This is a genomic window from Phaeobacter sp. CC-HEC084 (genome assembly GCF_059429255.1).
The window spans coordinates 1,893,457-1,906,600 of record NZ_JCAIJQ010000002.1 but is presented as its reverse complement, the minus strand read 5'-3'; the positions used below and the strand labels follow the sequence as shown (position 1 = coordinate 1,906,600).

13 protein-coding genes are annotated in these 13,144 nt (G+C 62.0%); 7 read left to right on the top strand and 6 right to left on the bottom strand.

The genetic code is table 11. The annotated features are described in order from the left end of the window. Nucleotides 1–82 precede the first annotated feature (82 nt). The 4 genes from AC5SSZ_RS09325 to AC5SSZ_RS09310 form a co-directional block, all read right to left on the bottom strand. Nucleotides 83–1,267, bottom strand: a complete 1,185-nt coding sequence (locus tag AC5SSZ_RS09325; RefSeq protein WP_065273226.1) for a vWA domain-containing protein — start codon at nucleotides 1,265–1,267, stop codon at nucleotides 83–85. Nucleotides 1,268–1,286: 19 nt separating this feature from the next. After that, a complete protein-coding gene (locus tag AC5SSZ_RS09320; protein WP_165832664.1) occupies nucleotides 1,287–1,454 on the bottom strand; it encodes a hypothetical protein in 168 nt (55 codons plus the stop codon). Between the two features lie 47 nt (nucleotides 1,455–1,501). After that, nucleotides 1,502–2,887, bottom strand: coding sequence for a DUF2927 domain-containing protein (locus AC5SSZ_RS09315; RefSeq protein ID WP_495438015.1), 1,386 nt, complete (start codon nucleotides 2,885–2,887; stop codon nucleotides 1,502–1,504). A gap of 180 nt (nucleotides 2,888–3,067) precedes the next feature. Beyond that, on the bottom strand, nucleotides 3,068–3,910 hold the full coding sequence (locus AC5SSZ_RS09310) for an AAA family ATPase (RefSeq protein WP_065273228.1): 843 nt from the start codon (nucleotides 3,908–3,910) through the stop codon (nucleotides 3,068–3,070). Nucleotides 3,911–4,108: 198 nt separating this feature from the next. On the opposite strand from AC5SSZ_RS09310, the gene dksA reads away from it, so the two are divergent. Then, a complete protein-coding gene (gene dksA / locus AC5SSZ_RS09305) occupies nucleotides 4,109–4,531 on the top strand; it encodes an RNA polymerase-binding protein DksA (RefSeq protein ID WP_065273809.1) in 423 nt (140 codons plus the stop codon). A 99-nt stretch (nucleotides 4,532–4,630) separates the two neighbouring features. Next, nucleotides 4,631–5,809 carry an FAD-dependent monooxygenase gene (locus AC5SSZ_RS09300; protein WP_495438010.1) on the top strand — a complete coding sequence of 393 codons (1,179 nt, stop codon included), beginning with the start codon at nucleotides 4,631–4,633 and terminating at the stop codon, nucleotides 5,807–5,809. A gap of 31 nt (nucleotides 5,810–5,840) precedes the next feature. Here the strand turns inward: AC5SSZ_RS09300 and xth are convergent, their stop codons facing one another. After that, a complete protein-coding gene (gene xth / locus AC5SSZ_RS09295) occupies nucleotides 5,841–6,647 on the bottom strand; it encodes an exodeoxyribonuclease III (protein ID WP_274833678.1) in 807 nt (268 codons plus the stop codon). A 396-nt stretch (nucleotides 6,648–7,043) separates the two neighbouring features. Here xth and AC5SSZ_RS09290 point away from each other — a divergent pair, with 396 nt between their 5' ends. The 3 genes from AC5SSZ_RS09290 to AC5SSZ_RS09280 all read left to right on the top strand — a co-directional run bounded on the left by AC5SSZ_RS09290 (nucleotide 7,044) and on the right by AC5SSZ_RS09280 (nucleotide 9,582). Then, nucleotides 7,044–7,403: a DUF6749 family protein gene (locus AC5SSZ_RS09290; RefSeq protein ID WP_274828526.1), complete on the top strand. Its 360-nt coding sequence runs from the start codon at nucleotides 7,044–7,046 to the stop codon at nucleotides 7,401–7,403. A 161-nt stretch (nucleotides 7,404–7,564) separates the two neighbouring features. Beyond that, complete coding sequence (locus AC5SSZ_RS09285) at nucleotides 7,565–8,626, top strand: DUF6902 family protein (protein ID WP_495438008.1); 1,062 nt, start codon at nucleotides 7,565–7,567, stop codon at nucleotides 8,624–8,626. Next, nucleotides 8,626–9,582, top strand: coding sequence for a DMT family transporter (locus tag AC5SSZ_RS09280; protein ID WP_495438007.1), 957 nt, complete (start codon nucleotides 8,626–8,628; stop codon nucleotides 9,580–9,582). The genes AC5SSZ_RS09285 and AC5SSZ_RS09280 overlap by 1 nt, the downstream gene beginning before the upstream one ends. Nucleotides 9,583–9,677: 95 nt before the next feature. Here AC5SSZ_RS09280 and AC5SSZ_RS09275 read toward each other — a convergent pair whose 3' ends face one another. Then, a complete protein-coding gene (locus tag AC5SSZ_RS09275; RefSeq protein ID WP_065273234.1) occupies nucleotides 9,678–10,001 on the bottom strand; it encodes a HesB/IscA family protein in 324 nt (107 codons plus the stop codon). Between the two features lie 92 nt (nucleotides 10,002–10,093). On the opposite strand from AC5SSZ_RS09275, the gene AC5SSZ_RS09270 reads away from it, so the two are divergent. Together AC5SSZ_RS09270 and argS are read left to right on the top strand one after the other, a co-directional pair. After that, nucleotides 10,094–11,245, top strand: a complete 1,152-nt coding sequence (locus AC5SSZ_RS09270) for a deoxyguanosinetriphosphate triphosphohydrolase (RefSeq protein ID WP_495438004.1) — start codon at nucleotides 10,094–10,096, stop codon at nucleotides 11,243–11,245. A 152-nt stretch (nucleotides 11,246–11,397) separates the two neighbouring features. Then, entirely contained in the window at nucleotides 11,398–13,143 is a 1,746-nt protein-coding gene (gene argS / locus AC5SSZ_RS09265; protein WP_274831987.1) for an arginine--tRNA ligase, read from the top strand. The last annotated feature ends 1 nt before the right edge of the window (nucleotide 13,144 follow it).

The window sequence follows — 13,144 nt, the reverse complement described above, 5'->3', positions numbered from 1 at the left end:
GATTAACGGTTTCCCGCGTCCGAAATCAAAATACGCAGGAATTTATTTAAGTTGGTGTGAAGTGCAGCCTGCGAGCCGGAGCTTACCGGGTCAACTCGCGCATGCCTTTTTCCAGCCCGTGCAGAGTCATCGGCACCATGCTGTCCTCGAAAATCTCGCGGATCATGCCGATGGAATGGGTATGGTCCCAGTATTTCTCTGGCACCGGGTTGATCCAGAGATTGGATTTCCAGTGTTCGCGCGCGCGTTGCAACCACACCTGTCCAGCCTCCTGGTTCCAATGCTCATTGGCGCCGCCCGGATAGGCGATTTCATAGGGCGACATCGAGGCATCGCCGACGAAGATGCATTTGTAGTCCGGCCCATAGGTGCGCAGCACCTCGTGCGTCGGCGTTTGTGCATCCCAGCGGCGGCGGTTGTCGCGCCAGACGCCTTCGTAAAGACAGTTGTGAAAGTAGAAGTATTCCAGGTGCTTGAACTCAGACCGCGCGGCCGAGAACAGCTCTTCCACCACCTTGATATGCGGATCCATCGAACCGCCCACGTCAAGGAACAGCAGCACCTTCACGGCGTTGTGCCGCTCGGGCCGGGTTTTCACGTCCAGATAGCCATGCTCGGCGGTGGCGCGGATGGTATTGTCGAGATCTAGCTCTTCTTGCGCCCCTTCGCGGACCCAGCGGCGCAGGCGCTTCAGGGCGACCTTGATGTTGCGGGTGCCAAGCTCCACGTCGCCATCAAGGTTCTTGAACTCGCGCTTGTCCCAGACCTTCACCGCGCGGCGGTGGCGGCTTTCCTTCTGGCCGATGCGCACCCCTTCGGGATTATAGCCATAGGCGCCAAAGGGCGAGGTGCCGGCGGTGCCGACCCATTTGTTGCCGCCCTGATGGCGCCCTTCCTGTTCTTTCAGGCGCTCTTTCAGGGTTTCCATCAGCTTGTCAAAACCGCCAAGCGCCTCGATCTCAGCCTGTTCTTCTGGCGAAAGATGCTTTTCCGCCATCTTGCGCAGCCAGTCTTCGGGGATGTCCACGGCGTCCAGCACGGCTGAGGCGGGCAGTGCCTCCAGCCCTTCGAATGTGGCGGCAAAGGCGCGGTCGAACTTGTCGATATTGCGCTCGTCCTTCACCATGGCGGCGCGCGCCAAGTAGTAAAAGGCGTCAAGATCGTAGGTCACCAGCCCCTTTTTCATGCCTTCCAGAAAGGTCAGGTACTCCCGCAGCGAAACGGGGACCGAGGCCTGGCGCAGGTTTTCGAAAAAGGGTTGAAACATCTGGGACCTTTCTGGGCAGTTACACCGCCATCCGGTGAATGATCAGGGTGGCGAGCATCCCGACAATACCAAAGGCAATGGCATAGACAGCGCCATATTGCAGCATGTCGGCGAGATTGCCGTTACGTTTCCGGGCCGTCAGTGCACCTGTCAGCGCCCCCAGCAGCAATGCAGCGATTACGATCATCTTGTCAGTCCGCCTGTGTCATATGTTCCATGGATCCCCGGCCGGTCTTAGTGCGGGCGCAGATTTGCGACCTCCCGCAGCTTGGCCCGGACGGCCCAATCCGGGCCGAACCCGTAGCGTGCCCATCCAAGGCTGTCCAGCCTGACCGCGGAGGCGGCGTCGAATTGCCCCGCAAGGTCTAGCGCTTCGGCCTGCATCATCAAGGCCGTGGACAGCAGCGCGGCGTTTTCATAGCGGGCTGCGATCTCGGGAACCGGTTCCAGCAGCGTCAGGGCCGCATCGGGCTGGCCTCGGGCGATGGCGTAGGCCGCCATGCGTGGGCGGATGCGGGCCTGGTGCAGCTCCGTGCCGGGCTGACCGCGCAGGATTTCCATTGCGGAGGCAAACAGGGCCTGGGCGCTGTCTGGGGCATCGGCCTGTATCAGGCGGCCCAGAACATAAAGCCCCTGCGCCTGCCTATGGTCCCGCCAGCCGCTGGCGCGGCCGATTTCCACGGCGGTGCGGGCCGCCAGCCTACGCTCTGACAGGCGAGTGTCGGGGCCAAGCGCGGTTTCGATGGCGGCGATCCAGCGGCGCGGCGTTGCGGGCAGCGGGCGGGGCGGGATGCCCTGGCCGCGTGGGTTGAGCCTTGCCAGGATCCCCGGCAGGCGGGCGGCGACCTCGGCACGGGTCATGCCTGTCCGCAATTCCGGCGTATAGGTGGCGCGCAGGATCAGCATGTCAAAACCGGTCAGAACGGTGTGCACATTGTCATCGTTAAAGACGGAATCCGACAGCCGGTACAGATCGTTCAGCGGGCCAAGCGCCTGCGCCAGCTCTTCGTGCAGGCAGTCGCGCAGCTCTTGCGGGCTGACGTCGCTGGGCAGGAACAGCGCCAGATTGTCCCGCTGGCGCATCCGGGTCCAGTCGGTGTCCGGGCTGCGCCGCTTGCGGCGGAAATCCTTCAGCGATGTGACGTTGGGTACCACGAAACAGGCCGCCTTGGGCAGAGCCTTGCGGATCGCCTTGCGAGAGACGGTTTCGATTGTGATCCGGGCGCTGTCACCATTCACCCGGGTGATGTCGATCCCGGCCTCATTGCGCAAGCGTGCCAGAAGGCGGGTCAGCTCGTGCTCGAAACCGAGGGGCGGGGCGCCTGTTACCCGCAGCGTGATGGGGCCGTCAAACCGGGTAAAGACGGGCAGGGTGCCGCCGCCTTCGAGATTGAAATGCAGATCCAGGAAATCCCGCGCGATATCGCGGTTTGCCCGTTGTGGTGGCTGCGGGTGCGCGGCGGCGAATGCCTTGGCCGGGGGCAATGTGCTGTCGGCGATGGCGGCGCGGCCGGGCTGGCTGCCGTCAAAGGTGCCGGTGCAGCCCACAAGCGCAGCGCAGGCGAGGGCAAGCAGGACCCGGGGCGCCCGGGCAGTGTCACGATGCGTTCTTCTGAACAAAAACGGCGGTCTCCGGAAAAACGGGCTGGCGGGATGCTGCGGTGCCATCAGTCGGCTACGCCCCGGCAAGGATAAGCTATCGCGAAAATAAGTAAACGCAGCATCAAAACGCAGGAACGACCGCCGCTACCGCCGAAATGGGCGGCAGCGGTGAGGTCAAGAGTGGTGCCCTGGTTAGCGTCAGCCTCGGCGCCCGCGTGCCATGAAGGCCAGCCGTTCGAACAGATGCACGTCCTGTTCATTCTTCAAGAGCGCCCCATGCAGCTTAGGCAGCGCATCGGCACCATCCCGCGCGAGATCCTCGGGGGTCAGATCCTCGGCCAGCAGCAGCTTCAGCCAGTCGATGACTTCGGAGGTCGACGGCTTCTTCTTCAGACCCGCGGTGTCGCGGATTTCGTAGAACTGGGTCAGCGCCGTGGTCAGCAGGCTTTCCTTGATACCAGGGTGGTGCACTTCGACGATCTTTTTCATCGTCTCGGCATCGGGGAAGCGGATGTAATGGAAGAAACAACGGCGCAGGAAGGCGTCCGGCAGTTCTTTTTCATTGTTCGAGGTGATGATCATGATCGGCCGCTGCTTGGCGCGGATCGTCTCGCCGGTCTCGTAGACGTGGAACTCCATCTTATCGAGTTCCTGCAAGAGGTCGTTGGGGAATTCGATGTCGGCCTTGTCGATCTCGTCGATCAGCAGCACCACCTTTTCGTCGGCCTCGAAGGCCTCCCAAAGCTTGCCCTTCTTGATGTAGTTCTTGACGTCATGCACGCGTTCATCGCCCAACTGGCTGTCGCGAAGGCGGCTTACGGCATCGTATTCGTAAAGGCCTTGTTGCGCGCGGGTGGTGGATTTCACGTTCCACTCGATCATCCGCAGACCCAGAGCGTCCGCCACCTGTTTGGCCAGCTCGGTCTTGCCGGTTCCCGGCTCGCCCTTGACCAGCAGCGGCCGCTCCAGCGTCACGGCGGCGTTGACCGCCACTTTCAGGTCATCTGTTGCAACGTAATCCTTGGTGCCCTGAAATTGCATGTCTGTCCTGCGTCCTCTGGTTACTCTGTGCCCGTTTCCGGGCTGCAATGATGCGGTTTGGTCGCTTTTAACCCGGCTGGTTTACTATTGTGTAGTGACAATCTGCGCGGCAGGGGATAAACGCTGCGGCATGGGGAGCCGCAATGTTTGGAACGATTTGAAGAGACCAGCATTATGGGCCAGACCGAAGGAGCCGAGATGAAGCAAGAAATGTTTCTGCCGGAAGACTATCGTCCGGCCGAAGACGAGCCTTTCATGAACGAAAGGCAATCTGAATATTTTCGTCGTAAGCTGCTGAACTGGAAGCACGAGCTGCTTGCAGAGAGCCGCGACACTATCGAAGGATTGCAGGACAACACCCGAAACATTCCCGACGTTGCAGACCGCGCAAGCGAAGAGACGGACCGTGCTCTTGAACTGCGCACCCGCGACCGCCAGCGCAAACTGGTCGCAAAGATCGACGCGGCCATCCGGCGCATTGATGAAGGCGAATACGGTTATTGCGAAGTAACCGGCGAACCGATCTCGCTGAAACGCCTGGACGCCCGCCCCATCGCCACCATGAGCCTGGAAGCGCAGGAACGCCACGAGCGCCGCGAAAAAGTTCACCGCGACGACTGATCGTCTCTCGGCGAAGGCAGAAACATTGACGTCGGGGCCTGTGGCTCCGGCGTTTTTCGTTTAAGGGAAACCGGACCGGAGAATCTGCGTAGGCGACCCATGGAACTGACGGATAAGAAAATCACCATTGTGGGCGCTGGTATTGGCGGTCTTGCGGCGGCGGTCGCCCTGCGCCGCAAGGGTGCGCGGGTCACGGTTCTGGAGCAGGCCGAGGCGATTTCCGAAGTGGGCGCCGGGTTGCAGATCACCCCGAACGGTCTGGCGGTGCTGCAGGCGCTTGACCTAGCCGAGGATCTGGCCTGGAGTGCCCCGCGGGCCCGCGCTGTGGTGCTGCGCAGCCATGCCAAAGGGGATGAGGTTCTGCGCCTCGATCTGGAGCAATACGCGGCGGATCTGCGATACTATTTTGTGCACCGGTCGGATCTGATCGGCCTTCTGGCGGATGCCGCTCGGCAAGAGGGCGTGAAGGTGCGCCTGTTGCAAAAGGTCGAACGGGTCGAGCCCGGTCCGGAGCCGATGGTGCATCTGGCCAATGGGGCGGGCTGTGGCGGTGATCTGGTGATCGGCGCAGACGGGCTACATTCGCGGGTGCGCGCGGCACTCAACGCCCCGCGGCAGCCGTTCTTCACCGGGCAGGTCGCCTGGCGCGCCATCGTGCCGAACCATATCGGCCTGACGGCTGAGGCGCAGGTCTTCATGGGGCCGGGCCGCCATCTGGTGGCCTATCCGCTGCGGGACGGCTCCATCGTCAACCTTGTCGCTGCGCAGGAGCGGCGCGGCTGGGCCGAGGAAGGCTGGAACCTCAAGGACGACCCGGACAATCTGCGCCGCGCCTTTGCCGGGTTTGGCGGCGATGCAAAGGATCTCCTGGACGCGGTCGAGGATGTGGCGCTCTGGGGGCTGTTTCGGCACCCGGTGGCAGAGCATTGGTATGGCGAGTCCATGGCGCTGCTGGGCGATGCGGCGCATCCGACGCTGCCCTTCATGGCGCAGGGGGCCAATCTGGCGCTTGAGGATGCCTGGACGCTGTGTGCCGCGCTGGAAGAGGCGCCGGACATGCAGGCCGGGCTAGCGCTCTATCAGAACCGTCGCCGAGCTCGTGCGGAAAAAGTGGTGGCCGCCGCCAATGGCAATGCCTGGAAATACCACCTGCGCCCGCCGCTCAACTGGCCTGCGCATCAGGTGCTGAAACTGGCTGGACGGCTGGCGCCGCAGATGATGGTGGGGCAGTTCGACTGGATCTACCGCCACGATGTGAGAGCGCCGCAGCCGGACTGATCCGGCTGGGCGGAGGCGCGGAGCTGCGGCATCAGATGTCGAGTTCGACCCAGACGGGCACGTGATCCGACGGTTTTTCCCGCCCGCGCACGTCCTTGTCGATCTGGCAATCCGTCAGCAGATCCGCCGCCTGGGGGGTCAGCAGGAAATGGTCGATGCGGATCCCGTCGTTACGGTTCCAGGCCCCGGCCTGATAATCCCAGAAGGAATAATGGCCCGGCCCCTGATGGCGGGCGCGGAAGGCTTCGGTAAAGCCGAGGTTGACGATCCGCTGGAAGGCCGCGCGGCTTTCGGGGCGGTGCAGGGCATCCTCGGCCCAGGCCTCGGGGCGTTTGGCATCCTCGGGCTGGGGGATGATGTTGTAATCCCCGGCCATCAGTGCGGGCATCTCATCGGCCAGGAAGGCCTTGGCGCGCGCTTGCAGCCGCTCCATCCACGCGAGTTTATAGGCATATTTGCCGCCGGGCACCGGGCTGCCATCGTCGGTCAGCTCCACCGGGTTGCCGTTGGGCAGGTAAAGCCCACAGATGCGGATCGCCTGTTTTCCGACCACGGTGGCCTCGATCCAGCGTGCCTGCTCGTCACTGTCATCGCCGGGCAAGCCGCGGCTGACATCTTCGAGCGGCAGTTTTGAAAGGATCGCCACTCCGTTGAAGCTTTTCTGACCATGGGTTTCGACGTTGTAACCACGTTCTTCGAAAATCTCGCGCGGGAAAGCCTCGTCGACCGATTTGATTTCCTGCAGCAGAACAACATCCGGCTGTGCTTCATCGAGCCAGTCGGGCAGGGCATTGGCGCGGGCTTTGATGCCGTTGATGTTGAACGTGGCGATTTTCATGTCGGATCTCCAGGCGCGCCCGGCGACCGCAGGGGTGCGGGCGGGGCATTTGGGGTTGCCGATCTATCGCCCAAACAAGGGGCCAGAGCAAGGGCTGGCCACGGAGGGGCGAATCACTTATGCGGGCTGGCGCTAACGGGTGAAAGGCTCGTTTTGCGACTTTGCATGCATCCACCTAGGGTTGTTGTTTTTGGCCTTGCAAGACTGCCTTTGTGGATAAGGATTAGCATAAGGTGTGTATGGTTTTAAATACTTGTAATTAAACGGTAATTTGCAATTCAAAGTTAAAGTGATTGTCGCGGAAAAAGCAACCTGAAATTGCAGATTCCGGTTTTGGAATTGCCAACTCCGTGCCAGCGTTTTGGTGGCGATAATGCCCAACACTCGGAGGTTTCCATGACTGCTTTGCTCAAGAAAAATGACGTTCAATCTGCCGCTACTTCATCCGTTGAGGCTGCTGCTGCCAGCCTGTTTGGCGGCGAAGCTGTCGAGATGTTTTCGTCCGGATCGGCGCCCTCTGCGGACCTGATGACAGGCGGCGGTGCGGAGATGTTCAGCTCCGGTTCCGCGCCGTGTGCGGCGGATAGTTTTGGCGGTGAGGCGGTTTCTCTGTTCAGCTCGGGCTCTGCACCGGTTGCGGATGGCAGCCAGTCCAGCGGCGCGCTGACCGGTCTTTTTTCCTCTGGCTCGGCGCCGCAGGCCCGGGCGCGCACCGATCAGGGGGATGTCACCGGCCTGTTTTCCTCGGGCAGCTGAGGCAGGTGCCCCTATAAAAACCGCACCATAAACAGGGGCGATGATCATGACCTGATCATCTAAAAGCGGGGGCACCGCCGATCCGATCCGGGGGTGCCCGCAATACTGATCCTTCCGCCGCCCACCACCCACTGCACAGCGCACAAAAGGAGCTCGCCTCCATGGCACAGGTTCTTGCCTTTCCGACAGATCGTATCCGGCCCCCGGGGGGCAATGTGGCTGTGCTGAGCGATACCTTTGCGCGGCAACGGCGCAGCCGGGAGAATGTGTTCTGGCTGAAGGAAAACGCCGAGTTGCTGAATATTCTCGAATGCACGGGGGCAGAGGTGCCGGTCGTGGCACTTGCACCTTTCGAGGCGTTTTACGACACAGCAGAGCGGCGGCTGAGTTTCTTTCGGCAGTACTACCGCTTCATTCTGTCCATCTGTCTGGATCTGGAGGATCTGGGGTTTACTGGCGGCAAGGGCGAAGAGATGGCCGCCTGGGTTGAGGGCAGCGATCTGGTGGGCGCCGAACTGTCCGACCTGCAGCGGGCCGAGGCACGGCGGCTGCTGGCGCGCCGGGGGATCACGCTGGACCAGCCGGGACTGGATCAGCGTCTGCATGATTTCATCGAAACCTCGCAGACCTTTGCGCTGCCGAACAAAAAGGCGGGATATGAGCTCACCCATATCGTGTTCTACCTGTCCGAATACGGTCGCAGGGATCCGGGGCTGAGCCGGGCAGCGCTGCGCAGTCTGGAGTACGCCGGAGTGGTGTCCTTTCTCGATCAGGATGCGGATCTGCTGGCCGAGGTCTGCATCGCGCTGCGCTATGCCGGGGGGGAGGTGCCCGTGATCTGGCAGGACTGGCTGGCCGTGCAAACCGATGGTTTCGCCGCAATACCGCAGGGCTTTACCGGCGGCGGCGATGACTATCACTGCTATTTTGTCTGCAACTGGCTGCGCGGCCTGAGTGGCGGGAAGGCCTTTGACCACCGGCTGCCGCAAGGCGCGACGCACCTGAAGGCGCCAGCGGGCGCCGGGGTTCTGCGCAGCCTGTCCATGGCTCTTTATGAGGCAGACGTGGCGCGCGGAGGGGACTGGGCGTTGGCACGGGACAGGCTGGCGTCAGGGTTGGATCCGGCGCAGCGAAACGTACTGGCGCAAGCCGAAAACAGCTGCGCCTGCTTCGGGCAGTTCTTCGAAGGCTTCCTGCGCAGCGGCCATGCGGGGCGGGCGTGATGGGATTGCCCTTTGCCCTGACCGGCGCGGTGTTCGCTGTTCTTTATACCGGGTTCATCGCTTCGGCCGATGGCATTACCAAGCTGTTGGCGGGCGGCTATGCCCCGGCGCAGCTTTATGCTCTGTCCGGGGCGGTTGTGGCGGGGCTTTGCGCCGCGACCACACTCATGCGTAGCGGCGCCCGGTCGCTACCGGACGGGCTGCGCACGGACTGCCGCTTGGCCATGGGGCTGCGGTCCGCGGCCACGGTGGCGGCGGCCTTGTGTTTCTTCTATGCCTTCCGTCTGCTGCCTTTTGCCGAGGTGTTCATCTTTATCGGGCTGATGCCGCTTCTGGCCGGGCTGATGTCGGCGCCGATCCTGCGCGAGCCGGTGCGTCCCGGCGCCTGGCTGGCACTGGCGGCGGGTTTCGGTGGGGTGATCTGCGTCTTTCCGGGCGGTCTTTCCAGCCTGACAGCGGGCCACGCGGTGGCGCTGGGGGCCTCTGTGCTGGGGACGCTGTCGATCACCCTGTCACGCTATATCGGGCGGCATGAGCAGAACGTGCTGGCGCAGGTGTTCTATCCCAATCTGGCGCTCAGCCTTGTCATGCTGCCGGTGCTGCCCTTTGTCTGGCTGCCAATGCCAATGGTGGATGTCGTCTGGGCGCTGAGCTATGCCGGTCTGCTGTTCGGGGCGCGTTGGCTGCTGGTGGCGGCGCTGAGACGGTTGCCATCCTATGCGGTGACGCCGCTGATGAATCTGCAATTCGTCTGGATGGTATTGATCGGCGCGCTTGGGTTTGGCGAGCTGCCGGAGCAGGGCACCTGGATGGGGGCTGCGGTGATTGCTGCCTCGGGGATCTATCTTGTCTGGGATCAGCTAACCCCGGGTGGCAATGTCTGGAGCAAGTCGATGATCAATGCGCGGCGGCAGGTCCGGCACCGCGCAGGTGTTGCAATGCGCACGGACCCGTAATCCGGCCGTCGCCTGCCAGATCTTTCCGACGCGTGGGAATAGTCTTTAACGATCGGGGCACCGACGCGAGCGTGGCGATGCCCAGATGAGGAGATTTACATCGAGAAGGAGGTGCCGCAGCCGCAGCTGGAAGTGGCATTCGGGTTCTCGATGGTGAAACGCGCACCGATCAACTCTTCGGTGAAATCGATGACCGCGTTTTCCAGAAACGGCAGCGAGACCGCATCCACCACCACCTTTTCACCACCGCCTTCGAGCACCAGATCCTCGGGCGTCGGGGTGTCGAGGCCGATCTCATACTGGAAACCGGAACAACCGCCCCCTTCGACGGCAACCCGCAGGGCCTGGCCCTGACCGGCGGCGCCGATCTCGGCGAGGCGCGCAAAGGCGCGTTCTGTGACTTTTGGGGGCAATTGCATATATTTTCTCCCAAATATGTGGTGCCGCGTGCTAACCCATATATAGAAAGTCCTGGGCGGGCGACAAGATTTGCGAAGGATAAAGATCAGAAATGAATGCGCCTTTTGCGACGATGCCAAATCGGAGCCGTGGCCGGTTGGTCGCCGAGGAAGAAAGCTACTTCCGCTCTCCCTTTCAACGGGACCGTGACCGCATCATCCACGCCAGCGCCTTTCGCAGGCTCAAGCACAAGACGCAGGTCTTTGTCGAACACGAAGGTGACAACTACCGCACCCGGCTGACCCATTCGATCGAGGTCGGGCAGGTGGCGCGGACGATTGCCGGGGCGCTGGGGCTCAATCAGGAACTGACCGAGGCGGTCGCGCTGGCGCATGATCTGGGGCACACGCCCTTTGGCCATACGGGCGAGGATGCGCTGCATGCGTTGATGGCACCCTATGGCGGCTTTGATCATAACGCGCAGGCGATCCGCATCGTCACCAGCCTTGAACGCCACTATGCCAATTTCGACGGGCTGAACCTTACCTGGGAAACGCTGGAGGCCATCGCAAAGCATAATGGCCCGGTGACAGGCGCGCTGCCCTGGGCGCTGGCCGAATTCAACGACACCATGGATCTGGAGCTCAGCACCCACGCCAGCGCCGAAGCGCAGGTGGCGGCACTGGCCGATGATATCGCCTATAACAATCACGATTTGCACGACGGGTTGCGGGCAGAGCTGTTCAGCGATGCGGAAATCGCCGATCTGCCCATCGTCGGATCGGCCTATCGCGAGGTGGACCTGCGCTATCCTGGGCTTGAGCTGAACCGGCGCCGACACGAGGCGCTGCGGCGCGTCTTTGGCGTGATGGTCGAAGATGTAATCGCGACCTCCCGCGGCCTGTTGCAGGAGGCCGGGGTGCAAAGCGTCGAAGATGTACGCGCGCTGGGCACGCCGGTAGTGGCCTTTTCCGACGGGTTGTGGAGGGATCTGAAGGAGATCCGTGCGTTCCTGTTCCAGCGCATGTACCGGGCGCCGAAGGTCATGAAGAAACGCGCCGAGGTGGCGCAGGTGGTCGAAGCGTTGTTTCCCTACTTTCTGGCCAACCCTTATCAGATGCCGGAGCGCTGGCACGCCGAGATCCGCGCTGCGGACAGCCAGACCGTTCTTGCGCGTCTGGTGTCGGATTACATTGCGGGCATGACGGACCGATTTGCGCTGCAGGAACATGACCGGCTGATCCTGGGGAAACCTGCGGCCTAGCGCAGTGGATTGGCGCGCATGAGGGCCATTCGGGCGTTGCGGACCAGTTTGCGCTGCCCATTGGGGCATGACAGGCCTTGTGGCGGTCGCTGATGGTTGACCCCTGACGCAGGCGTGGGTATCCGCTAGATCAAACCAATAGGACGCCCGATATGAACCTCTTCAACGATATCCGCTCGCTTGTGATCGACAGCCTGAACGCGTTGACCGCCGACGGCACGCTGCCCGAGGGGCTTTCTTTCGACAACGTGGCGGTGGAGCCGCCCCGCGATCCGGCGCATGGGGATATGGCGACCAATGCAGCCATGGTGCTGGCAAAACCGGCCAAGAAAAAGCCGCGCGACATTGCCGAGGCACTGGCGGCACATCTGGCGCAGGATGATCGGATCACCTCTGCCGAAGTGGCTGGTCCGGGCTTTTTGAACCTGCGTCTTGCACCGTCCGTCTGGCAGGGTGTGCTGGGTTCCGTTCTGGCGGATGGCACGGCCTATGGGAAATCCGAGCTGGGACAGGGCAAACGGGTCAACGTGGAATATGTTTCCGCCAACCCGACCGGCCCGCTGCACGTGGGGCACACGCGCGGTGCGGTCTTCGGCGACGCGCTGGCCTCGCTGCTGGCCTATGCGGGTTATGACGTCACCCGCGAATATTATATCAACGATGGCGGCGGTCAGGTCGATGTGCTCGCCCGTTCCGTCTACCTGCGCTATCTTGAGGCGCACGGCCAGGAGGTCGCATTCGAGGATGGAACCTATCCCGGCGATTACCTGATCGAGGTCGGCCAGGCGCTGAAGGACAAGGTGGGCGACGCCTATGTCGGCAAAGGCGAAGAGGTCTGGCTGCAGGAAGTGCGCAATTTCGCTACCGACGCGATGATGGATCTGATCCGCGAGGATCTGAAGCTGCTCGGCATCGAAATGGATGTCTTCTTCTCCGAGAAATCGCTTTATGGCACCGGCAAGATCGAAGCCGCGCTGGAAAGTCTTGATGCCAAGGGGCTCATCTACCAAGGCGTGCTGGAGCCGCCGAAAGGCAAGAAGCCGGAAGACTGGGAGCCGCGTGAGCAGACCCTCTTCAAATCCACCGAACACGGCGATGACGTGGATCGTCCGGTGAAGAAATCCGATGGCGCCTGGACCTATTTCGCCCCCGATATCGCCTATCACTATGACAAGGTGGAGCGCGGCTTTGACGAGCTGATCGACATCTTTGGCGCCGATCACGGCGGCTATGTGAAGCGCATGAAGGCCGCTGTGTCGGCCCTGTCCGATGGTAAGGTGCCGCTGGATATCAAGCTGTGCCAGCTGGTGAAGCTGTTCAAGGACGGTCAGGAATTCAAGATGTCCAAACGGGCAGGGACATTTGTCACGCTGCGCGACGTGGTCGAGGCCGTGGGCCCTGATGTGACCCGCTTCATGCTGCTTACCCGCAAGAACGATCAGGGCTTTGACTTTGATCTCGACAAGGCGCTGGAGCAGTCCAAAGACAACCCGGTCTTTTACGTGCAATACGCCAATGCGCGGATCTGCTCGACCTTGCGCAAGGCGGAAGAGGCGGGAATCGCTTCTGATGATGCGGCCCTAGCCGATGCGGATCTGTCGCTGCTGGCCGCTCCGGCGCAGCTGTCGGTGGCCCGCAAGCTGGCGGAATGGCCGCGCCTGGTGGAAATTGCTGCCCGCAGCAACGAGCCGCACCGCGTAGCCTTCTACCTCTACGATCTGGCTTCGGATCTGCACGGCCTGTACCATCTCGGCAAAAGCGACAAAAGTTTACGATTTGTTAACGAGAGCAGCCAATCGGCAACACATGCCAATTTGGCACTTGCACGGGCCGTTTCCATTGTCATTTCCGCTGGTCTTGGTATTCTTGGCGTGACCCCGGCGGAAGAGATGCGATAAA